General features: G+C 63.8%; 24 protein-coding genes and 1 tRNA gene. 10 read left to right on the top strand and 15 right to left on the bottom strand.

Translation table 11 applies throughout. The features are described from left to right. Positions 1–18: 18 nt before the first annotated feature. Genes trpD through ACFO0A_RS10510 form a run of 5 tightly spaced genes read right to left on the bottom strand, consistent with a single transcriptional unit; the run spans position 19 to position 5,946 of the window. Positions 19–1,014, bottom strand: a complete 996-nt coding sequence (gene trpD, locus ACFO0A_RS10530) for an anthranilate phosphoribosyltransferase (RefSeq protein WP_379538961.1) — start codon at positions 1,012–1,014, stop codon at positions 19–21. Further along, positions 1,011–1,595 carry an anthranilate synthase component II gene (locus tag ACFO0A_RS10525; RefSeq protein ID WP_379538960.1) on the bottom strand — a complete coding sequence of 195 codons (585 nt, stop codon included), beginning with the start codon at positions 1,593–1,595 and terminating at the stop codon, positions 1,011–1,013. The genes trpD and ACFO0A_RS10525 overlap by 4 nt, the downstream gene beginning before the upstream one ends. A gap of 13 nt (positions 1,596–1,608) precedes the next feature. Then, complete coding sequence (locus tag ACFO0A_RS10520) at positions 1,609–2,433, bottom strand: phosphodiester glycosidase family protein (RefSeq protein WP_379538959.1); 825 nt, start codon at positions 2,431–2,433, stop codon at positions 1,609–1,611. A 38-nt stretch (positions 2,434–2,471) separates the two neighbouring features. Beyond that, a complete protein-coding gene (locus ACFO0A_RS10515; RefSeq protein WP_379538958.1) occupies positions 2,472–4,007 on the bottom strand; it encodes an anthranilate synthase component I family protein in 1,536 nt (511 codons plus the stop codon). A gap of 7 nt (positions 4,008–4,014) precedes the next feature. Next, on the bottom strand, positions 4,015–5,946 hold the full coding sequence (locus tag ACFO0A_RS10510; protein WP_379538957.1) for a peptidylprolyl isomerase: 1,932 nt from the start codon (positions 5,944–5,946) through the stop codon (positions 4,015–4,017). A gap of 232 nt (positions 5,947–6,178) precedes the next feature. Between ACFO0A_RS10510 and tpiA the strand changes: the two genes are divergently transcribed. The 4 genes from tpiA to ACFO0A_RS10490 all read left to right on the top strand — a co-directional run bounded on the left by tpiA (position 6,179) and on the right by ACFO0A_RS10490 (position 10,114). Continuing rightward, positions 6,179–6,961, top strand: a complete 783-nt coding sequence (gene tpiA / locus ACFO0A_RS10505) for a triose-phosphate isomerase (protein ID WP_379538956.1) — start codon at positions 6,179–6,181, stop codon at positions 6,959–6,961. Between the two features lie 61 nt (positions 6,962–7,022). Next, positions 7,023–7,499, top strand: coding sequence for a preprotein translocase subunit SecG (secG, locus tag ACFO0A_RS10500; RefSeq protein WP_379538955.1), 477 nt, complete (start codon positions 7,023–7,025; stop codon positions 7,497–7,499). Between the two features lie 114 nt (positions 7,500–7,613). Further along, positions 7,614–9,248 (top strand): CTP synthase, encoded by a 1,635-nt coding sequence (locus tag ACFO0A_RS10495; protein WP_379538954.1) that lies wholly within the window; start codon positions 7,614–7,616, stop codon positions 9,246–9,248. A gap of 161 nt (positions 9,249–9,409) precedes the next feature. After that, entirely contained in the window at positions 9,410–10,114 is a 705-nt protein-coding gene (locus ACFO0A_RS10490) for a Crp/Fnr family transcriptional regulator (protein ID WP_379538953.1), read from the top strand. Between the two features lie 190 nt (positions 10,115–10,304). On the opposite strand, the gene ACFO0A_RS10485 is transcribed toward ACFO0A_RS10490, so the two are convergent. Then, positions 10,305–10,763 (bottom strand): Hsp20 family protein, encoded by a 459-nt coding sequence (locus tag ACFO0A_RS10485; protein ID WP_379538952.1) that lies wholly within the window; start codon positions 10,761–10,763, stop codon positions 10,305–10,307. Positions 10,764–10,941: 178 nt separating this feature from the next. Between ACFO0A_RS10485 and grxC the strand changes: the two genes are divergently transcribed. The 6 genes from grxC (at position 10,942) to ACFO0A_RS10455 (ending at position 14,538) form a co-directional block, all read left to right on the top strand. Beyond that, the gene (gene grxC / locus ACFO0A_RS10480) at positions 10,942–11,229 is read left to right on the top strand and encodes a glutaredoxin 3 (RefSeq protein WP_379538951.1); all 288 of its coding nucleotides are present in this window, start codon (positions 10,942–10,944) and stop codon (positions 11,227–11,229) included. 25 nt (positions 11,230–11,254) lie between these two features. Further along, the gene (locus ACFO0A_RS10475; RefSeq protein WP_379538950.1) at positions 11,255–12,082 is read left to right on the top strand and encodes a carbon-nitrogen hydrolase family protein; all 828 of its coding nucleotides are present in this window, start codon (positions 11,255–11,257) and stop codon (positions 12,080–12,082) included. Further along, positions 12,079–12,570: a DUF1178 family protein gene (locus ACFO0A_RS10470; RefSeq protein ID WP_379538949.1), complete on the top strand. Its 492-nt coding sequence runs from the start codon at positions 12,079–12,081 to the stop codon at positions 12,568–12,570. Before ACFO0A_RS10475 ends, ACFO0A_RS10470 begins: the two co-directional genes overlap by 4 nt. Positions 12,571–12,606: 36 nt before the next feature. After that, positions 12,607–12,683, top strand: a tRNA-Arg gene (locus ACFO0A_RS10465). A gap of 791 nt (positions 12,684–13,474) precedes the next feature. Then, entirely contained in the window at positions 13,475–13,909 is a 435-nt protein-coding gene (locus tag ACFO0A_RS10460) for a hypothetical protein (RefSeq protein WP_379538948.1), read from the top strand. A gap of 203 nt (positions 13,910–14,112) precedes the next feature. Continuing rightward, positions 14,113–14,538, top strand: coding sequence for a hypothetical protein (locus ACFO0A_RS10455; protein WP_379538947.1), 426 nt, complete (start codon positions 14,113–14,115; stop codon positions 14,536–14,538). A 264-nt stretch (positions 14,539–14,802) separates the two neighbouring features. Here the strand turns inward: ACFO0A_RS10455 and ACFO0A_RS10450 are convergent, their stop codons facing one another. From ACFO0A_RS10450 to ACFO0A_RS10410, 9 genes are all read right to left on the bottom strand, one after another. Next, entirely contained in the window at positions 14,803–15,405 is a 603-nt protein-coding gene (locus ACFO0A_RS10450; RefSeq protein WP_379538946.1) for a hypothetical protein, read from the bottom strand. Between the two features lie 464 nt (positions 15,406–15,869). Beyond that, the gene (locus tag ACFO0A_RS10445; protein ID WP_379538945.1) at positions 15,870–17,273 is read right to left on the bottom strand and encodes a phage major capsid protein; all 1,404 of its coding nucleotides are present in this window, start codon (positions 17,271–17,273) and stop codon (positions 15,870–15,872) included. Between the two features lie 150 nt (positions 17,274–17,423). Continuing rightward, positions 17,424–17,639, bottom strand: a complete 216-nt coding sequence (locus ACFO0A_RS10440) for a hypothetical protein (protein ID WP_379538944.1) — start codon at positions 17,637–17,639, stop codon at positions 17,424–17,426. A gap of 161 nt (positions 17,640–17,800) precedes the next feature. Further along, positions 17,801–18,088 carry an HNH endonuclease gene (locus ACFO0A_RS10435; protein WP_379538943.1) on the bottom strand — a complete coding sequence of 96 codons (288 nt, stop codon included), beginning with the start codon at positions 18,086–18,088 and terminating at the stop codon, positions 17,801–17,803. Beyond that, entirely contained in the window at positions 18,085–18,813 is a 729-nt protein-coding gene (locus ACFO0A_RS10430) for a hypothetical protein (protein ID WP_379538942.1), read from the bottom strand. Before ACFO0A_RS10430 ends, ACFO0A_RS10435 begins: the two co-directional genes overlap by 4 nt. Before the next feature lie 69 nt (positions 18,814–18,882). Then, complete coding sequence (locus ACFO0A_RS10425) at positions 18,883–19,134, bottom strand: hypothetical protein (protein ID WP_379538941.1); 252 nt, start codon at positions 19,132–19,134, stop codon at positions 18,883–18,885. Beyond that, positions 19,127–19,408 (bottom strand): hypothetical protein, encoded by a 282-nt coding sequence (locus ACFO0A_RS10420; RefSeq protein WP_379538940.1) that lies wholly within the window; start codon positions 19,406–19,408, stop codon positions 19,127–19,129. Before ACFO0A_RS10420 ends, ACFO0A_RS10425 begins: the two co-directional genes overlap by 8 nt. Further along, the gene (locus ACFO0A_RS10415; RefSeq protein WP_379538939.1) at positions 19,401–19,589 is read right to left on the bottom strand and encodes a hypothetical protein; all 189 of its coding nucleotides are present in this window, start codon (positions 19,587–19,589) and stop codon (positions 19,401–19,403) included. Before ACFO0A_RS10415 ends, ACFO0A_RS10420 begins: the two co-directional genes overlap by 8 nt. Positions 19,590–19,806: 217 nt before the next feature. Next, complete coding sequence (locus tag ACFO0A_RS10410; protein ID WP_379538938.1) at positions 19,807–19,989, bottom strand: helix-turn-helix domain-containing protein; 183 nt, start codon at positions 19,987–19,989, stop codon at positions 19,807–19,809. Positions 19,990–20,041 lie beyond the last annotated feature (52 nt).

Here is a 20,041-nt window from a genome sequence, read left to right as displayed (position 1 = left end):
CCGGCTTGCGATACTGCCCTAGTTGACCGTGGCAATCCAGCAATCGAGCAAGGCTTTCGCGAGCCCCTTGTCGATTGCCTCGGCCGCTTCCTCGACGCCTTCCTCCCAGCCCGAAACTTCGCCGGCGATCTGCAGGGCCGCAGCCGCATTGAACAGTACCGCATCGCGATAAGGCCCGGGCGTACCAAGCAGCAGGGCGCGCAGCGCCGCGGCGTTGTGAACCGCATCGCCGCCGCGGATCGCTTCGACCGGGGCATGCGCCAGCCCGGCCTGCGCCGCATCGACCCGATGCATCTCGAAATCGTTACCCAGGACCTCGGCGATCTCGTTGCCGCCGGCGAGGCTCAATTCGTCGAGGCCTTCGTCTCCCGAAACGATCATCGAGCGGCCGGTGCCCAAGCGGGCGAGCGCCCCCGCATAGATCGGGACATAAGCGGGGCGGGCGATGCCGATCAGTTGCTTTCCCACGCGCGCAGGGTTGGCGAGCGGGCCCATCAGATTGAAGATCGTGCGCTGCCCGATGGCCTTGCGGATAGGTTGAATACGCCGCATCGCCGGATGGTGGTTGGAGGCGAAAAGGAAGCAAATTCCTATTTCTCCCAACGTTTTATCGGCTGTTCTTCCGGCTTTTTCCATGTCGAGGCCCAACACCTCCAGCGTATCGGCCGCACCCGCCTTAGACGATGCGGCACGATTGCCATGCTTGGCCACCGGAACCCCGCACGCCGCGACGACAAGCGATACCGCGGTCGACACGTTCAAGGTGTGGTGGCCGTCGCCGCCCGTGCCGCAGACGTCGATCGCATTCGGGGGCGCGTCGATCGGCAACATGCGGGCGCGCAGCGCCCGGGCAGCTCCGGCTATCTCGTCAGCCGTTTCACCCCGGTCCGAAAGCGCGACGAGGAATCGGGCGACCTCAGCATCTTCGATCGTCCCGTCGAGAAGCGCGCCAAAAGCGGCTTCCGCCTCGTCTTCCGACAGGTGCGGCTCGACCTCAGGAAGCGTGATCGTCATGCCGGTGCCCGGGCTTCCATGCCGCAAGTATGCAGGAAATTGGCGAGCAGGGCGTGGCCATGCTCGGTCGCGATGCTTTCGGGGTGGAACTGAACCCCATGAATCGGAAGCGCCCGATGGCGAAAGCCCATCACATGCGCGTCGTCGGCAGTGGCATTTACTACGAGCGCGTCGGGCACGTCCTCGACCACCAGGCTATGGTAGCGCGTTGCAAGGAAGGGCGAAGGAATACCGGCGAACAGCCCGGTTCCGTCGTGAGAGACGGGCGAGGTCTTACCGTGCATCAGGCCGCCTCGCACGACGTGACCGCCGAAGTGCTGGCCAATCGCCTGGTGACCGAGGCAGACGCCAAGAAGCGGGCGACCGGCATCTGCGCATGCGGCGACGAGATCGAGGCTTATGCCCGCTTCATTGGGTGTGCGCGGGCCGGGAGAGATCAGGAAGCCTTTCGCTCCCGTCGCCAGGGCTTGGGCGGCGGAAAGCGCGTCGTTGCGCACGACTTCGACCGGAGCGCCCATCTCCATCAGATAGTGGACGAGGTTCCAGGTGAAGCTGTCGTAGTTGTCGATGACGAGGATCATTGCGACTTGGCCCTTAGCTCGCGCTGGGAGTGGGCGAAAGTAGGCTTGTAGGGGCCGCCATGCGGGCGCGCTCGCGCGGGTGTGACGCTGCTGCGTCAGCCTTCTCGACTACAAGCAGTGGACCCAGCGGCACGCGCCGGTCGATGCGCTCGCTTGCCGGGTCCCAAAGCGAGGAAACACTGCCGTCGAGGTAGAGCGCGTTGGGGCAGCCGAGTCTGTCGCGAAAATATCGGGCGATCCGTCCGAAGGATACCGCGCTCTCGCTGATCACGAAATGCGCGCGGCCCTTTGCATCGACCCCGACGCCGTTCCGGATATGGAGCGATTCGCCGTTTTCCGCGATGCGCGGATGGAGTTTCCCGGAGATAACCAGCATGGGCTCGGACTGGGTCGCATATTGCGGGCGTCGTTTTACCTCGCGGGCAAAGCTGTCTGCGCTGCGGACGTGCCAGCCGTCGGCCTCCACCGAAAACACTCCATTCGGGACTAGACCGAAATTGCCGCCTCCTTCGGCCCGGTTCAGCTTGTGAAGCCGTTTGCCGTCTTCGACGTAGTAGCCGATGGGCTGGCCGACTTCATCGTAGATGCCCCCGTTCATCGCGAACACGACGTTTTGCGCGCGTGTCCCCATCGTCTCCGCAAGGCGGCCAAGGTCGCGCAGCGGCTGTCCACTGGGGCCATTGAGCACAGTGCGAATACTGTTCCGCCCCGGGCGCGCGGTGCAGTGGATGAAGTCGCTGCCTTCGAAACTCTCGGCAACGCAGGCGACACGCGACGTGTTGCTTCGATCAGGCAGCGCGCCAGAGTCTCCGCATGCCCCGAGCGGGAGCATTGCCATAGCGACGATACGCATCGCAAATCGCGATCGGACGCGGATTACTGCCCGAATCCCGGCTCTCGCGCGACGCGCACCGCTTCGCGGGCGGCAGCAATGAGCGCGCCGGCCTTTGCCTCGCATTCGCGCTGCTCATAGGCGGGGTTGCTATCCGCCACGATGCCCGCGCCTGCCTGAACGTGCAGCACGCCGTCCTTCACGATGCCGGTTCGCAGCACGATGCAGCTGTCGACCGATCCGTCCGGAGCGAAATAGCCGACGCCGCCGGCATATGCGCCGCGCGTTTCGGGTTCGAGCTCGGCGATGATCTGGCACGCCCTGATCTTGGGCGCGCCGCTTACCGTGCCTGCGGGGAATCCCGCGAACAGCGCGTCGATCGCATCATGGTTTTCGCTGTCCAGGGTCCCGACGACGTTGGAAACGATGTGCATGACATGGCTGTAGCGTTCGACCGTGTAACTCTCGGTGACACGGACGGTCCCGGCCTGTGCCACCCGGCCCACGTCGTTGCGTCCCAGGTCGAGGAGCATGAGGTGCTCGGCACGCTCCTTCGGATCGGCGAGAAGGCTGGTCTCGTTGGCGCGATCGAGTTCGGGCGTGGCACCGCGCGGCCGGGTGCCCGCGATGGGCCGGATCGTGACCTCGCCATCACGCACGCGAACGAGGATTTCAGGACTCGAGCCGACAGCGGCGAAGCCGGGCAGGTCGAGGAAATAAAGAAACGGCGACGGATTGACCCGGCGCAGCGCGCGATAGAGCGCGAATGGCGGCAAGGCGAAGGGGCAGGTGAAGCGCTGGGCGAGCACGACCTGAAAGATATCGCCGGCCTCGATGTACTGCTTCGCCCGCGCGACCATCGACGCGTAGTCTTCGGCTGGCATCGTCGGATGAAGCGAGAGATCGGGCAGATCGGCTTGCGGATGAGCGCTAGGCCTTGCGTGTCCGAGCGCCAGCGTGCGCAGACCTTCGTCGATCCGCTCCGCCGCCGCGTCGAGCAGGGTGGCGGTCGGTGCCGTCCCATCGGGCCAGACCGGGGCGACCGCGAAAAGCTCGTCGGTGAGGCGGTCGAACACCATGATAAGCGATGGCCGCACGAACAGCATGTCGGGAAGGACGAGGCTGCTTGGCGCCGCGCGGAGCAGGTCTTCGACGAGGCCGATGGTCTCGTATCCGAAATACCCCACGAGGCAGGCAAGCGCTGGCGGCAGGCCCTGCGGCACGTCGATGCGGCAGGCCGCAACCAGATTGCGCAGTTCGGCAAGGCTGTCCCCGGCCAGCGCCGAGAACGCGTTGCGATCGAGGCGCCAGGACCGATTGATCTCGCAGGCAGCGCCGGTTGCGCGGAACACCAGGTCGGGATCGATCCCCAGCAGGCTGTAGCGCCCGCGAACTGCACCGCCTTCGACCGATTCGAGGAGGAAGTCGCCGCGTCCGCCGACGATGAGCTTGGCCGCGGCGCCGACTGGTGTTTCCGTGTCGGCGATGAGGGAACGCCAGATGAGCGCAGGCCGGCCGGCCTCGAGCGCCTTCGCCGCCTCATCCCAATTGAACGGCGTCGCGGCGCCCTTGCTGGACACGTGGAGCCTAGTTGCCGCCGGTCAGGCGGCTGGCGACCGACTTCAGGGCCGAAGTATCCTTCTCGACGCCGACTTCCTTGCGCAGCGCACGGCGGAACGATTCCGCATACTCCCGTGCAGTCAGGCGGCCGAGCTCGTTCTGGATGCCGGCGATCCGCGGATCGTTTGGAGCTACCGCACCCGGAACGATGTCGCGCAGCGTCACGATGAACCAGCCCGCCTTACCGGGCGCCTCAAGGCGCTTCGTGGTGCCCTTGGCCATGCTGAACATCAATGCCAGCGGGGCCGGGATGCGGCCGCCCTGGGCGATGAGCTGCTCGCGCGTCACGTTAAACACCTCGCCTTTGAGCGGCACCTTCAACGCGTTGAGCGCCTGCTCGTAGGGCATGCCCTTGGCGATCGAGGCGAGGGCACGGTCCGCCGCGGCCTTGGCCTTGGCCCAACCTTCGCTGCGCTTCCAGTCAGCAACGACCTGGTTCCGGATTTCGGCGAGCGGCGGAGGGGCGGCGGGAGTAATTTGCGCCACGTCGAAGATCACGAAAGTTTGTCCGGGAACGACCTCGGCGAGCTGTGGCTGGCCTTCGCGCTCCATCGAAAACGCGGTCTGGACCACGCGGGCGACCTCTGCTGGAACGCTCTCGGACTTTCCGAAAATCCGGCCATCGGCGGTGACGGGAGGGAGCGTGGTTACCGTCAGGCCCATGTCCTTGGCCACTTCGCCAAGGTTGGCGCCGCCATCGAGCTGCTCCTCGAGCTTCGCGCTCATGTCGGAAAGCGCGGCGCGGCGCTTTACCGCTGCCAGCTTGGCCACCAGTTCCGGCCTCGCCTGGTCGAGCGACTTGCCGGGCTTGGAAGTTACCGAGTCGATGCGCGCGAGATGCCAGCCGATCGGGCTGCGCGCCGGACCGGCAAGCTTCCCGCTGGCTGCGCCGAAAACCGCATCGGCGACCTCGCGCGAAGTCTGTCCCGACAGCTCTTCGCGGGTGACCGTCAGCTTGTTCGCCAGAAGGCCCTTGGCACGGGCCGCTGCATCGAGCGCGGTGCCGCGCGCGACCTCGGCCTGAACGGCCTGTGCGGCCGCCTGCGTGGGAAGAATAACCTGGGTGATCGTCCGGCTCTCGGATGGGGCATATTGCGCGCGATTGTCGGCATAAGCCTTCGCGATCTCTGTCTCGGTCGGCGCCGGGACCGATTTCAAAGCAGCGTCGCTGAATGTTGCGTAGCGGATCGTGCGCCGTTCGGGGCGGCTGTAGGCGGAACTGTGAGCGGCGAAATACCGCGTCAGTGTTGCCTGATCGGGATCGCCGGCGGGCGCGAAGTCCTGCGATGGCACCAATGTGACGACGCCCGAACGCCGCTCCTTTGCCAGCGCGGCAAAGCGCTGGGCCAGCGATTCCGTAGCCACTGCGCCGAAAGCCGCGGGCACGAGAACCTGGCGCGCGACGAGACCCTGCATGATATCGCCGCGCACGGTCTGGTCGGTCAGGCCGTTCTGGGCGAGCGCCTGGCGATAGACCTTCTCGTCGAATGCTCCAGTGGGGCCGCGGAAGGCCGGGATCTTGACGATCTCGCTGTCGACCAGCCGATCGCTTGCCGCGATGCCGTGTCGGCGGCCGAATTCGAAGATCGCTGCGCGGTCGATCAGGTCGTCAAGCACCTGGCCGACAGCGCCATTGGCCAGGAATTCCTTCATGGACAGCGTGGGCTGCTGTTCGCGCTGACGATCGAAGGCGTTGCTTACTGCCTGGCTGAGCGCGCCGGTGGTGATCGTCTGCTTGCCGACCTTTGCGGCATGATCGCCGCCGAGGGAAACTCCGTTGCCCATCCGCGAACCGACGACATCGCCGCTGGCGAAGAGCAGGGCGATCACCCCAATGAAAGCGAGCGACAGGATGACGCCGAGCTTCGACTGGAAAAACGAACGTATGAAGCCGATCATTTGAGGGAAACTCTCCGGGGGCGAGGCGCGGCGCGCTTTGTCGTGGCGCTTTAGGGGTGAGGCGCGGCCGCTTCAAGCGCGGCGTGGGCTACGTCGGTGACAGTGCCGATGAGAATTTCCTGCCCACGTTCCGCTCCAAGACAACGGCAAATAGCTTTTTGCATTCGGCGTTAGGTTTTGTTAGCGGGCGCGCCCACTCGAGCAACCGCTAGCAGTTCAGCAAAGGCCGCCAATGTCCCTCAGTCCGTATGTCGTCGGAAACTGGAAGATGAACGGAGTGCGGGCCACGCTGGCCGAGGCGCGGGCGATCGACCGTGCCGTGGCGCGTCTTACCGGGGTGGAGGTCGGCCTCGCTCCGCCGTTCACGCTAATCGCCGCATTGCGCGAGGCCGTGACCGCGATCGGGGTCGGTGGGCAGGATTGCCATGTCGCGGCCAAGGGCGCGCATACCGGCGACGTGTCGGCTGCAATGCTGGCCGATGCCGGAGCCGATTTCGTGATCGTCGGTCACAGCGAACGCCGCGCCGACCACGGCGAAAGCGACGCGCTGGTGCGGGCCAAGGCCGAGGCGGCGCTGGCGGCGGGTCTGTCCGTGATCGTCTGCGTGGGAGAGACCGAGGCGCAGCGTGACTCGGGTGAGGCCGAGGCGGTCGTTTCGCGGCAGCTCGACGCGTCTCTTCCTTCCGGCGAAGCGGCCGGGGAAGTGGGCGAGGTCAAGCTGGCCGAGCGTCTGGCGGTCGCCTACGAGCCGGTCTGGGCGATTGGGACGGGCCGGGTTCCGTCAGTCGCCGATGTCGAGGCGATGCACGCGGCGCTGCGGCAGCGTCTTGTCGCGGCCTATGGCGAGGGTGGATCGGACGTGCGGGTTCTTTATGGCGGCTCAGTCAATCCGTCGAACGCGGCGGAATTGCTGTCCACTCCGGGCGTGGGCGGGGCCCTTGTCGGCGGCGCGAGCCTGAGTGCCGAAAGCTTCATGGGAATCGTTGCGGCGGCTGGAGCCGAGCCTGCGGACTGAGGGGGCGCAAACGTCAGGCCCATCGGTCCATTGCCTTGCCTAAACGCGGGCGCGCGCCTAGATGCGCGATCACTTCGCCCCTGTGGGCACCAGCGCGAGCTTCGATTCCATGTCCCTGTTCATCTTCCTTACCGTTCTCCAGGCGCTCATCGCCGCGGCGCTCGTGGGCGTCATCCTGGTGCAACGCTCGGAAGGTGGAGGTCTGGGGGTGGGCGGAAGCCCCTCTGGACTGATGTCCGCCCGAGGTGCTGCGAATTTCCTTACCCGTGCGACGACGATTCTCGCGACGCTGTTCGTCGCGCTCAGTATTGTCCTTGCCGCTGTCGCTGTCGGCGCCACTTCGGGCCGCTCGATCGACACCAGCCTGAAGCGGACTGAGCCTGCTCCGGGGGCTCCGGCCGGGGATCCGCTCAATGCCGATCCGCTTGGCGGCGCTGCGGGCGGCGCACCTGCACCTGCACCTGCACCTGCGCCGGCACAGGCACAGGCACCGGCACCGGCACCGGCCAACGACCCGCTCGGCGGCGCCGCTCGGTAACGCCGAGCAATTTCCCGGAAAGTCGCGGGGAGAGCGATCTCCCAAACGATGCTTGTGGATTTCGCGCGGCTCCACTTGCCCAATCCGCCCACTTGCGCGTAAGGCCCACCTCCCATGGCGCGGTATATTTTCATCACCGGCGGCGTGGTTTCCTCGCTCGGCAAGGGTCTTATGGCGGCGAGCCTCGCCGCGCTTCTCCAGGCGCGCGGCTATCGGGTCCGCATCCGCAAGTTCGACCCCTATCTGAACGTCGATCCCGGGACGATGAGCCCGTACCAGCACGGTGAGGTCTACGTGACCGACGACGGGGCCGAGACCGATCTCGACCTTGGCCACTACGAGCGGTTCACGGGGGTTTCGGCCCGCCAATCAGACAACGTCACTTCAGGGCGAATCTATCAGCAGATCATCACCCGCGAGCGGCGCGGCGACTATCTCGGCGCCACGGTTCAGGTCATTCCGCACGTCACCGACGCGATCAAGGCGTTCGCACAAGACCAGACCGAGGATCTCGACTTCGTGCTGTGCGAGATCGGCGGCACTGTAGGCGACATCGAAAGTCTGCCGTTCATCGAGGCCATCCGGCAGCTTCGCAATGACCTTGGACGCGAGAACACGGTCTCGATCCACGTCACGCTCGTGCCCTACATCGCCGCGGCGGGCGAACTGAAGACCAAGCCGACCCAGCACTCGGTGCGCGAACTGACCAGCCTGGGAATTCAGCCCGACGTGCTTCTGTGCCGCTGCGAAAAGCCCCTGCCCGAAGGCGAACGGGCCAAGATCGCCGCATTCTGCAACGTGCGGAAGGAAGCCGTCATTCCCGCGCTCGATGCGCCGAGCATCTACGCGGTTCCGCTCCAGTATCATCGCGAGGGGCTTGATTCCGAAGTCCTGCGCGCCTTCGGCATCACCGATGCACGCGCTCCCGAACTGGCGCGGTGGGATGACATCGTCGAACGCTTCCAGCACCCGGAAGGCGAAGTGACGATCGGCGTGGTCGGCAAGTATGTCGGCCTCCAGGATGCCTACAAGTCGCTGAACGAGGCACTCGTCCACGGCGGCATGGCGAACCGCGTGAAGGTCAACATCCGCTGGATCGACGCGGAACTGTTTGCTCACAGCGATGCCGAGATTGCTGCCGCGCTCGAGCCGGTGCACGGCATCCTCGTTCCGGGTGGGTTCGGCGAGCGTGGATCCGAGGGCAAGATCGCTTCGGTACGCTTTGCGCGCGAGCGCGGCGTGCCGTTCTTCGGCATCTGTCTGGGGATGCAAATGGCCTGCATCGAAGGCGCCCGCAACACGGCAGGAATCCCGGCCGCTTCGTCGACCGAATTTGGGCCGACCGACGAGCCCATTGTCGGCATCATCACCGAGTGGATGAGCGCTGAGGGTCTCCAGACCCGCGCCGATGGCGGAGACCTTGGCGGAACGATGCGTCTGGGCGCCTATGACGCGGTCCTTGCAGGCAACAGCCATGTCGCGGCTCTCTACGGGTCGACGGAGATTTCCGAGCGGCATCGCCATCGGTACGAGGTAAACGGCGAGTATCGCGACCGGCTCGAAAAGGGGGGGCTGGTCTTTTCAGGAATGTCGCCCGACGGCCTGTTGCCCGAAATTGTCGAGCGTCCCGATCATCCGTGGTTCGTCGGCGTCCAATTCCACCCCGAACTGAAAAGCCGTCCGTTCGAGCCGCACCCGCTGTTCGCGGGCTTCATCGCGGCTGCGGTAAAGCAAGCGCGCCTCGTTTGACCATTCGCGGCGCTTAGCAGCCAAGCCTCGGAAATTGCGCAACAATCCTGCATTCGTAAGGGTGGTAGGCAGAATTATCTTGCCACTGGTGTGTCGTTTAACATAGCGACGCAGTGTCACTTCGCATGGGTCGCACCCTGTAAAGGACACGTTGCCGTAGCATGCATGCAGCTCAGCTTGCCGATACGCTCGCCGCGCAGAGCCTGTTCGCTGATTGCGAAGCTGACGAGCTGTCGGACATCATTCTCCGCGGCTATCATCGCTCGTACAAGCGCGACCAGGAGATGATGGCGCAGGGCGATGAAGGCGACAGCCTGTTCATTGTCCTGAGCGGTCTTGCGCGGGTCAGCATGGTCGCGGCCAACGGGCGCGAGATCGTGCTTGATTATGCCGAGCCGGGTTCGGTTCTGGGTGAAATCGCCTTTCTGGATGGGGGCGAGCGGACTGCGAGCGTGCACGCGATCGATCCGGTCGAGGCGCTGTGTCTCAGCCGCGCCGCCTTCGATGAGATTGTTGCTCGTCGTCCCGGGCTCTCGACGCGGTTGCTGCGTGCGATGGCCCGACGCCTTCGCCAGAACAACGAGGTGATCGAGGCCGACCGTGCGTACACCTCGGGTCCGCGCCTGGCGCGGTTCCTCCTGCGCTTGATGATCACCGGCGATGAGGGATTGCCCGCGGTGGGTGAGGGCGGCCAGCTCAAGCTGGCGATCAGTCAGGGCGAGCTTGGAAGCTTCGCCGGAATGTCGCGCGAACAGATCAACCGCCAGCTTTCGGCATGGGCTGACAGCGGGATTATCGGCCTCAAGGGCGGGCGCGTGAGCATCACCGACCGCGAGGCGCTGATGGACGTGGCGGAGGCTTGGTAGGCCGGGGGAGGGCCGCGGCCCTGCTCAAAGGAGCACGGGCGCAAATGGGAATTACAGCTTGTCTACGGGGGTGTTCGTCTTCTGCGACCCGGACGATCATTCCCTGGACGGGGCGCTGGCAACAGCGTGGGGGCGAGGCCGCAAGGCTTCGCCCCCGAACTTTTTCAGGCTGTGCCGAAGGTTTGTCGCCTCAGGCCGCCGCGCTCGAATCTCCGTCGATCGCGACCAGTTTCTGGCCACCGACGAGGATCTTCTTGGGCTTCATGGCCTCGGGCACTTCGCGCACGAGGTCGATGATCAACAGCCCGTCTTCGAGGTCGGCCGACTGTACGCGAACGTAATCGGCCAGTTCGAAGCGGCGCTCGAACCCGCGGTTGGCAATGCCGACGTGCAGGAAGTTGCGATCTTCGGACGCCTGGCGGTTGCCCTTGATGACCAGCAGGTTAGCCTGCGCCGTGATGTCGATGTCGGCGGGTTTGAAGCCTGCCACGGCCAAGGTGATGCGATAGGCATCCTCGCCCTGGCGCTCGACGTTGAAGGGGGGGTAATTGTCGCCGCCGCTGGCGCGCGCCTGGCGTTCGATAAGGTCGAATAGGCGGTCGAAGCCGACGGTGTTGCGGCGATAGGGAGTAAAGTCGAAACGGTTCATCTTGCGAAACTCCTCGCTTGAGCAAGTTTGACATTTGATCCCGCGGCCCGAAACCCTGGCGCCGCGGAAGCGTTGTGGCCATGCCCGCTCGGGTGCGGCACATGACACGTCCGGGGATGTGTGTTAGCCCGGTCGCGTTTCAAGAGCCCGTCTGGATTTTTCCTGCGAGAGGAGCCCGATGCCTGAGAATGCCGCCACTTCGCCGCAGGGCCCGCGCGTTGAGATGTACAGCAAGTTCGGCTGCCCATACTGCTATAGGGCCAAGCACTTGCTGGCGGGCAAGGGCGTGACGGTCGAGGAATACGACATTACCATGGGCGGCCCCAAGCGCGCCGAGATGCTCCAGCGAGCGCCCGGATCGTCGACCGTGCCGCAGATTTTCATCGACGGCATGCACGTGGGCGGTTCAGACGATCTTGCTGCGCTCGATCGGGCGGGCAAGCTCGACATGCTGCTCGGGCGCTAGTCGCCAGTTTACGCCGGCGCGGCCCATGTCCACGCGCGTCGCGCTGCTTCAAATGACCAGCGGGATCGATCCCGCCCAGAACGCGGCGACGATCTGTGCCGCCGTCGGCGAAGTTGCCGGCGAAGGCGCACGGATGCTGTTCACGCCCGAGATGTCGGGACTGCTCGACCGGGATCGCTCCCGCGCGGCGACCCACATCGTCCCCGAGAGCGAAAACCCGGTTCTGGCATCGGTTCGCGAGGCCGCGGCCAGAAGCGGCATCTGGGTCGCGCTCGGATCGCTCGCGGTGCGGCGCGAGGATGGCCGCTGGGCCAACCGTTCGCTGCTGATCGACGACACTGGGGCAATTGCCGCGCGCTACGACAAGATCCACATGTTCGACGTCGATCTCGCCAGCGGCGAAAGCTGGCGCGAATCCAACGCCTATGTGCCCGGCGAGGAAGTCATCGTTGCCGACACGCCAGCGGGCCGCCTCGGATTGACGGTTTGCTACGACATCCGCTTTCCCGCGCTGTTCGAAGCGCTCGGCCGAGCACGGTGCGATGTAATCGCGATTCCGGCGGCGTTCACCGTTCCGACCGGCAAGGCACACTGGCACCTGCTGCAACGGGCGCGGGCGGTAGAGGCCAGCGCGTGGGTCGTCGCCGCCGCACAGACGGGCCGCCACGCCGACGGACGCGAAACGTATGGGCATTCGCTGGTCGTCGACCCTTGGGGCGAAGTCGTGCTCGACATGGGGGAGAAGGCGGGCATCGGCTATGCCAGTCTCGATCAGGCGCGGACGACGCAGGTCCGCTCGCAGTTGCCGAGCCTTGCGAACAGACGGGAAATTCCTAAGTCGGCGGGGTCATGATCGTCTTCGACCTCCACTGCGCGCCGCTCGGCCACCGTTTCGAAGGATGGTTCGGCTCGTCGACCGACTTCGCTGCCCAGCAGGAGCGTGGTCTCGTGACCTGTCCGACCTGCGGGACGAGCGCGGTCACGAAGGCGCCAATGGCTCCTGCGGTTGGCCGCAAGGGCAACAGCCTGCCTGCGCCGTCCGCACCCGCCCCGGGCCAGGTCGCTCCGCCGCAAGCGCTTTCCAACGTCGCGGCATCGCTCCCGCCGGAGGCCGTGGCCATGCTTCGGGCCGTCGCCGCGGCGCAGGCAGAGGCGATAAAGCAATCCACCTGGGTCGGCGATCGCTTCGCGGAAGATGTCCGTGCCATGCACTATGGCGAGCGGGAGGAGGTCCTGGTTCACGGTCGGGCAAGTCCCGACGACGCCGAGGCGCTGCGCGAGGAAGGCATCATGGTGGCGCCGCTGCTGGTGCCCTTCACCCCGCCCGACGAGGTGAACTGATTGCGCCGGCCCCCGGTCTTGGTAAAGAGGCCGCGGGCGCCCGTAGCTCAGCAGGATAGAGCACCAGATTCCTAATCTGGGGGCCATGGGTTCGAATCCCGTCGGGCGCACCACTCCAACAGTTTGAAAAACAATCAATTAATCAATCAAGGCGCCGCGTTTTTGCGTGGTTTCCATGCTGCAAAGCGTTTTGCCGAAAGTCGCGGAATCCCGTCGTTTCCGCGCTGCTCCGGCTGGTCCGTGCAACATGGATGCAACATGACGCAGTGGTTTGGAGCGAACGTGCGCTCAGGGTGCGGCTGGTCCAAGCCGATGATAAAGCGCGATAAGAAGCATCGCCGTAGCGGTCGCCGTCAATGCGATAATCTGCGACCTGGGGAGAATGCGGAGGGCGAGCTTCGACCTGCGGGGCCTCGCCCGATTGCGCAACTTCCCCCTGCCAGAATGCCGCCTCGCCATAGCGTCTGAACATCGCTTGCTTTGTTTTCGTTCGCAAGTCGCCCGGCTCGCCTTGCGCGTGTTCCGCATTCGTTCCACTTGGGCGAGTGTCCAGCAAGCGCCTTGATTCGATCTCGGACTTCGCCCGCCACGGCTACAAGTTGCGCGTTGACTGCCTTGCCTGCAAACGAGTGGCGATCATTGACCCGCGCCCGATTGTCGAGCTTTGTTCAAAGCGGTCCTGGTCGCGCGACATGGGCGCAGTGCAGTCGCGGATGCGTTGTTCCGATTGCGGGTCGCGGAATGTTCGTTGCGGCCCAGCGTTCGGCGACTAAGAACGCTATTATCGAGCTGTCGCCAACCGCGTCCGCGTCGTCGAACGTCCCTTGCTGGAGAACGGTCGTTGGCTGGGTTTGACATAGATGATTTGCGGCGTGATGGGCTTTCGACCACTGCCCGCGACGCGATGCTCGATCTTATCCTGGCTTGGGCGCACCTTGATGGCGCACTCTCGATGTTGGTGGCAATCAAGTTCGGGCTGGAGCCTACGAAGGCTGCACTATTACTCGGACGAGCGAACGGCAGCGACAAACTGAAGCATCTTCAAACAGTCTTCAAGTTTGAGGGCGATGAAAAAAGCGCCGCGCAGATGAAAAGTCTTCGCAAAGCTTATGACAACAATGTCGCTCCGCGAAACCTGGTGGCCCATGCTAGCTGTCGGGGTTATCTATCTTCGGATCCCCAGATGATCGTTTTCGCCAAATTCGAGGCAGTAGATCATGACCAAATGGCAATTTATCTGCAGCCGATTGGGGTAATGCAACAGAGCACCACATGGGCCAACAAATGCGCCGGAGTCATTGAAACCCTGACGAATTTATATGACACCAAGCCGGCGTAGAGTGACTCTGCGCCTTTGGAGCTGTCAGCAATCTGCGCGATCAACCGCCGCAGGTGATTTCGATTACGGAGTCAGGCGCTAAGTCGTCAGCATTTTTACCTGCAAGTCTCGCAAGCGACGTGCGGTCCCAAGTAATTGGCATTCCGCCGCCGACCGACGGCATCGGTTGAGCTAGGAATGGGAACGGCCGAGAGGGCGACCTGTTGGCCAACCGGCGCGATTGGCTGGCCTGGCAAATTCACGGGAACCGCCTCGCTCGTCCAGGCAGTGACCTCGCGTCCCCGTTCAATTTCGCTGCTATGACCGGTAATGAAGGCCGCCCCGACTACGGACAACAGGAGGGCAGTGCTGACAGCGGCTGTCGAGTTTCCTTCGCCCTCTTCGCGCAACTTGCCCTCTATGGGAATGCGGACTTCGCCGACGTCGATGCAATCGAGCGCGATTTCCATCTTCCCAGACTTGCCGAACGCGCCTTTTCCGGTTCGGAAGGCGATATGGCCGGTTGCTCGCGATCCACGGGGAATGACGACATAGCTATTCAGCAGAACGTTCCGAGCAACGCTCAGGCTAAAGGTGTCGCCCTTTTTGTAATGACCGCCCCTCGTCGTGAGCGTTTCGTCGAACTTTAGAATTACTGGGGTGTTCCGGGGAAGAGTGGCCGACGATGCCGTCGCAACCGGTGGGCCAACCGCGCTTAATGCGCGAGGTGGTTCCATTGGCGTGCCTTGCGCTAGTACCTGCGCGCTTATTCCAAGCGCAGCGTATCCCGCTTTCCAATATCTCATGCCAGCCCCCCGCTAGTGACGAGTCGCAATTGGCTACTGTTGACTGAAAGAAGTCAAGGCGCGTCCAAGTCTGTAACGACTAGTGGGACGCGCCCGACTTCATAATAATCAGGGTGCGGGTGCGAGCGCGACGTCCTGATCGAGAAATGCGCGGCCCGGCATATTAAGGGCCATTTCAGCGCTGGTGCCGGTCACGAAGAAGCCCGCAATCGGAAGCGCCACGATGGCACCGACGACCCCGGCGGTTCCCGTCTGGCCGCGCGTGTCCATGTCGCCGGTCAGGCGGACGGGCGTCCCGTTGACGTTCACCGAGTTGATGTGGAGGCGGATAGCGCCCGACTTGCCCCACATCCCCTTGTTGCGGACCTCGGTGAGAACGCCCTCAACGGGGCTGCGGGCGGGGATGGCAAGTCGGCCATTGACCATCACGTCCTGCGCAACCTCAAGTCTCACCCGCTGGCCGACTTTGAGGGCCTTGCCCTTCGTCGTCAGGAACTCAGAAAGCGCAACCGGGATCGGTGCGCCAGCGCGGAGGACATCACCAGTCGCTTGCTGGGGCAGCAACGTAACATTCTGGGTTGGCGACAGCGTGACGGGTGCTTGGCTGACGACCGCAGCAGCGGGAGCATCGGCTGCCACGGTGGGACCATACTCAGCAGCGGCTGGCGAAGTAACGACGACGGCCGCGAGCGCGGCAAAACGATAATGCATTGGATAACCCCCTATTGAACGCGCAAACTTGGCGCGCCGCTGGAGGGCAAATACCTGTGATTAGCCGCCAATTCATTGAGTAGCGTCGTTAATTTGGAGTGTTTGATCGGGCGCACCACCAAATGATAGGGCTTAGGGCCTGGGGTTCTCCTGCATTCACCCCCTGAAGTTTCAACTGGCTGTGAGCGAAGTTTAGAACCCGCGCGCCGTCCGCCCCTTGAGCTCAGAGATTTCGCCCCCCGGGTGTCTAGTGCGCTTTGGGAGAGGGCTTGGGGCTGTCTCCGCGCTGCGCAGACAAGTCGGGCTTCGCCGCTATCAGGAGGGCGTTCGAAGCCGGGGATTCCTTGAACGCGGGCACAAACGAATATCGAGACCTAAAAGTAATCATGCGATCTTTCCCTGGTTGATGAAGCTTCGGGGAGCGGGCGGTCGGCATATTCAGCTACCGCCGCCCGCTCTGTCCGCTAGGCCTTCACGCCAATCAGCTTGCAGAAGCTCTGCCCATGCGCGAACCCAACGTCCGCGCGCAGGCGAGCCCAGAAGCCGATCTGGCCGTTGGCCGCGAACGTCTGGTCCAAGCGGATGATCTGGATCTGCTCTCGCATTCCCAGGATTGCCTGAGTGAAGTCGCCCATGAGGACTGTCGAGCAAATGCCCGTAGCCGTCCCTTGGTCTTGATTGATGGGCACTGACGTAGTGCTGAGCTTGGGCAGCGTATCGATAGGGCTCGGGACAGTCAGCGGGTTGCTGTTGGCGTCCTTCATCTTGCGATAGGTTCGGGCCGTCCGGGGATGCCAAATGGCGGCAGAGGGCGCAGAGGCGTTGTCCAACTCCAGCTCATACAGCATGTCTAGCCACTCATCCCAACCGCTGGATGGTGTGGCTCCGTTCGTTCCCATCGAGACGCTGTTGATGTTGCTTGTCGTGAAAAGGCCGGCCGGCTCGTTGCTAGTCCCGCTGCCAAAAAGCGAAGCCCGGTCCAGTTCAACGGCAAGCGCCTGAACTGTTGCCCGGGCCAAGATATCCGCAACGTTGGTGCTGTCAGCAAGCAGCTCGTAGGGGACCTTCACGAGCGTCGAAAGCGATTTGGGCTCAAGGTCCACAGCGCTTAGGACGACATCGCTGTCGCCGATGCTGGCATTCTCTGCGCGCCAGGTGGCGGTCGGATCTTGGTCGAGCCGCACGATTCTGGTCGGGCCATCGAGCATCACGGTGCGAGCGCCCGCTTGAACGAAGACGGACTTGGCGCGCAGCCTGTCGATGAAGTCGCGGCTAATCTCCAACGGGACGCTGTAGCCACCTGCGCTGTCCGTGCCGGACTCCAGCGCGTTGCGAACGGCATCGGTCTTGGGGCCGAAGAACATGCCTTCGAGCAACTCGCCCATGCCGACGCGCGGCGCAGCCGAGTTACCCACGCGATCCGCAGGAGAGTGGAGCTTGATCGCGGCGCCGGTCTTGGCATCCCGCCAGGCGCCGCGCGAGCTCTCGCCCTCCAGGCCCATCCCCAGTGCATCGCGAGCGACGGCGCGGTTCTCAATGGAAATGTCGATGGCATCAATCCACGCCATCAGGCCGTCGTAGATGGGACCGTGAACGTCGCTGTTCCAATCGTCGCGGTTGGCAACCTGGTTTGCATAGTTGCGAACCTCAGTGCTGAGGCGGCGGAAATCGGCCGGGTGCTGCGACGACGCGCTGAGCTTGTCGAACCGGGACTGAAGGCTGTCGAAGAATTCGCCGTCGAAGGCGCGTAGCTTGCCGGTGTTGGCGGCGATCTTCTCGCGCGCCTCTTGGATGGATTTGTGCATTTTGAATTGCCCTTGAGTGGTCGGCTTCAGCGTAATGTGCCGACACGTTGAACCGGGCGGCAAAAGCCGCCTGCGTGCCGACGCTGAAGCCGCGCACAAAGGGCGCACGGTGGAGGCGTCCCGCGCTCGAACCGGATAGGCCGGGAAGCGCGCCTCTCGCTTGCAGGGCCGACCGATGATCGACTGCGAACAAGCGACACGTAGTGTAGCATACTATTCGCCAAAATGCAACTCTTCATCGAGCATGACAGCGATCTTGGCGAAGTAATTGCTGGTCGCCAAATTGCCGAGTAGTGAGCGTGACAAGTCAATCGCCGCCCCAACCATAGCAGACACCATCTCTGGCGCGGGAACACCTTGCTCGATCATCTGATTGGTTACTTGGCGCATCAGTTCGGGTAGGCTTACCTGGCCGGTCTGTTCGGTCATCCTTCATCCTTTCGCGGCGGTTATCACGTTCCAATGCTGCCTCCCTCGCGCGCACGTGCGCGGGCGCGGGCGAGAAACTGTATTAGCGTTTGTTCGAAGCTCCCCAGGCGCCTTCCCGTCCCCAAGGGCCAGACTTCTAAGGGCGGGGGTGTCCAGGGCCGTCATCGCGCGTCGTCCATCGGCCAGCCGTCCGGCCCTATCCGGGGCTTGCGGCGTTGCCCGAATTGCTCGCGAGTCCGGTCCTCGTGACAGGCACGGCAAAGGGCGCGGCAGTTGCTGTCCACGTCCAGCCCGCCGTGAGCGAGCGGCTTGATATGGTCGATCACCGTTGCGGCGGTCGTCCTGCCTACAGAGCGGCAGTCCCGGCACAGCGGCTCGCGTTGCAGCCTGGCATCGCGCAGGACCTGTCCGCGTCTGCCTTCAATGCGGCCGTGGCGTTCGCGCCTCATTGGCTTGCCCCCAGAAGCGCAGCCAGTGGGGCTTGATAGGGTTGTGGCAGGTTGCGTCCGGCGAGGAACTTGGAGAGCGTTCCGCCAGGTGATCCAATGGCGCTCGCTATCCGCGATTGTTCGCCGGGTTCGGCAATTGCCAGCCGGTCAATCAGTAGTCCGCGCAATCGGTCACACGGGGCCGCCGATGAAGGATTGGCCTGTTTCCGTTGTTCTAATTCCTCGCCGCCAAGCGGCCCTCCCTGGTAACCAGTAAGTGTAGCAATCCTGTCCGAATGAGCATCGGTGGAAACGAGCGACTTTCCACTTTCATCGGTGGCAATTTCTGCATCCGTGGCGGGGTCTGTTTCCAGTTTGGTGTTGGAAACTGCAATCGGACGCGACAAAACCTGCAACCGCGTATTTCCATCGGGTCGCCATTTTTCATATTCGCGCGTCGGACCCTTCTTGCCGTCCGGCCATGCCTGCCATGTGTAGCGCCAGAGACTGGCGTGGAGCACCTTGCGGCTGAACGCGCCCTTTTGGGTGCAGGCGATAAAGCCAAGCTCCTGGAGTTCGACAAGGCAGCGGTGACAGGTGCGAACCGACAAGCCGGTCAAATCGGCAGCCTCGCGGCAACTGAAAGCAAGGTTGCCGTTCCGGCCGCCGTTGTCCTTCCGGACGAGCGCCAGAAGCACCTTGATGCTGTTACCGCTGGCCGCGCGCCAAGCATCGGTGTCCATCATGCTGTGAAAGACGCGGACGTGCCGGGGCGACTTGGCCCTGTCCCATTTGGTTTGCCCCATGGTCCGGCCCTAAGCGCTTAACTCGGGCTCTCGCCCGTCGTGTTCGTGGTCGGGATCATCGTCCTCGCGCGGGTCGTCATCCTCGCGGGGATCGTCGTCCTCTAGGTCCGGGTCGCCGTCGAAGTGGTCCAGGCGGTCGAGCAGCAATGCAGCCGCTTGGGATGCCGCCTGTTGCGTAGCAGCTACGATTGCCAGGATTGCCTCAATATCACCCCGGCGCATGAGGATTGCGGAATTGGAGAGGCGGTGCAGGTCAGCCATGGCCACCTCCGGCGAGGCGCTTAACGTCCTCGATCATGGCTCCGACCATCTCGCGGACGAACAGCTCTTCGCGGCGGTAGATTTCCTCCGCCATGAATGTTCGTAGCTTTTCAGCGAGTGCAGGCAGGTGGGGGGCGGGCATGACCATCAGCGCTTCGGCTGCATCGACCTGCGCCATTCCGAGAAGGTCAATCTCCAGGTCGCTTTCCACGTCCTCTAGCGCATCGGTGCGGGCCATTTCGAGCAGCGCAACGGCAGCGGTCCAATCATCCATTGTCCGCCTCCCGCGTGTGATCGTGGATAGGCCAGCGGCGACAGAGCCGGATGCCAGCCGCGAAGCCGCGCGCCTGCCGATAGTCGGGGAAGATTTGCGGCGGGTAATCGTTGCACGGCGGCATGACCGCCACGAGAAAGCGGCCCTGATCCTCGGTCAGATTCACGCAATGTTCGGTCATGCTTGCCTCCCTCGGGCTTGCAGGAATGCGCGGGCGTCGCGCTCCAGTCCGTCCATCCAAGACGGCGGTTTTGCGAGTTGCCGGACGCGCGCCAGGCGCTCCCGAGCGGCGAGCGGCGCTTGCAGTTTCGGGCGTTTGCGGGTAGGGCTGGGGGTGTCCGGTCCACTGGACAATCCAGCCCTCGGGTCCTCCACGACCCGGGGGCTTTTCCGTTCCATCAGGCCGGGTCCGACCGGAAAGCCGCCTCAAGCTCGCTCTTTCGAAAGTAGAGCTTCCGGCCCTTCCTGATCACCGGCAAAGTTCCCCGCTCGCTCATGTGGTAAACGGCGCGGGGGGTTTCCCCAATGTAGTCTGCGGCTGCCTTTGCGCCGCTAAGTAGATCATTCGAGAGGGGTTGCATGAAAGTTCCTTTTCCGTGTAGCGACAGGCTTTACCAACGATGGAAACCAATG

It is taken from the genome of Novosphingobium tardum (assembly GCF_042652045.1).
GTDB classification, from domain to species: Bacteria; Pseudomonadota; Alphaproteobacteria; order Sphingomonadales; family Sphingomonadaceae; genus Novosphingobium; species Novosphingobium tardum.
This window is presented reverse-complemented; position numbering and strand designations above follow the sequence as displayed.

Excerpts from the sequence above, each read along its gene's own strand:
- ACFO0A_RS10485 (WP_379538952.1), bottom strand. The coding sequence starts at position 10,763 with ATGAACCGTTTCGACTTTACTCCCTATCGCCGCAACACCGTCGGCTTC.
- ACFO0A_RS10495 (WP_379538954.1), top strand. The coding sequence starts at position 7,614 with ATGGCGCGGTATATTTTCATCACCGGCGGCGTGGTTTCCTCGCTCGGC.
- ACFO0A_RS10440 (WP_379538944.1), bottom strand. The coding sequence starts at position 17,639 with ATGACCGAACAGACCGGCCAGGTAAGCCTACCCGAACTGATGCGCCAA.
- ACFO0A_RS10470 (WP_379538949.1), top strand. The coding sequence starts at position 12,079 with ATGATCGTCTTCGACCTCCACTGCGCGCCGCTCGGCCACCGTTTCGAA.
- secG (WP_379538955.1), top strand. The coding sequence starts at position 7,023 with ATGCGCGATCACTTCGCCCCTGTGGGCACCAGCGCGAGCTTCGATTCC.
- ACFO0A_RS10510 (WP_379538957.1), bottom strand. The coding sequence starts at position 5,946 with ATGATCGGCTTCATACGTTCGTTTTTCCAGTCGAAGCTCGGCGTCATC.
- ACFO0A_RS10450 (WP_379538946.1), bottom strand. The coding sequence starts at position 15,405 with ATGCATTATCGTTTTGCCGCGCTCGCGGCCGTCGTCGTTACTTCGCCA.
- ACFO0A_RS10430 (WP_379538942.1), bottom strand. The coding sequence starts at position 18,813 with ATGATGGACACCGATGCTTGGCGCGCGGCCAGCGGTAACAGCATCAAG.
- ACFO0A_RS10520 (WP_379538959.1), bottom strand. The coding sequence starts at position 2,433 with ATGGCAATGCTCCCGCTCGGGGCATGCGGAGACTCTGGCGCGCTGCCT.
- trpD (WP_379538961.1), bottom strand. The coding sequence starts at position 1,014 with ATGACGATCACGCTTCCTGAGGTCGAGCCGCACCTGTCGGAAGACGAG.
- ACFO0A_RS10415 (WP_379538939.1), bottom strand. The coding sequence starts at position 19,589 with ATGACCGAACATTGCGTGAATCTGACCGAGGATCAGGGCCGCTTTCTC.
- grxC (WP_379538951.1), top strand. The coding sequence starts at position 10,942 with ATGCCTGAGAATGCCGCCACTTCGCCGCAGGGCCCGCGCGTTGAGATG.
- ACFO0A_RS10475 (WP_379538950.1), top strand. The coding sequence starts at position 11,255 with ATGTCCACGCGCGTCGCGCTGCTTCAAATGACCAGCGGGATCGATCCC.
- ACFO0A_RS10425 (WP_379538941.1), bottom strand. The coding sequence starts at position 19,134 with ATGGCTGACCTGCACCGCCTCTCCAATTCCGCAATCCTCATGCGCCGG.
- ACFO0A_RS10420 (WP_379538940.1), bottom strand. The coding sequence starts at position 19,408 with ATGGATGATTGGACCGCTGCCGTTGCGCTGCTCGAAATGGCCCGCACC.
- ACFO0A_RS10525 (WP_379538960.1), bottom strand. The coding sequence starts at position 1,595 with ATGATCCTCGTCATCGACAACTACGACAGCTTCACCTGGAACCTCGTC.
- tpiA (WP_379538956.1), top strand. The coding sequence starts at position 6,179 with ATGTCCCTCAGTCCGTATGTCGTCGGAAACTGGAAGATGAACGGAGTG.
- ACFO0A_RS10435 (WP_379538943.1), bottom strand. The coding sequence starts at position 18,088 with ATGAGGCGCGAACGCCACGGCCGCATTGAAGGCAGACGCGGACAGGTC.
- ACFO0A_RS10410 (WP_379538938.1), bottom strand. The coding sequence starts at position 19,989 with ATGCAACCCCTCTCGAATGATCTACTTAGCGGCGCAAAGGCAGCCGCA.
- ACFO0A_RS10490 (WP_379538953.1), top strand. The coding sequence starts at position 9,410 with ATGCATGCAGCTCAGCTTGCCGATACGCTCGCCGCGCAGAGCCTGTTC.
- ACFO0A_RS10460 (WP_379538948.1), top strand. The coding sequence starts at position 13,475 with ATGCTCGATCTTATCCTGGCTTGGGCGCACCTTGATGGCGCACTCTCG.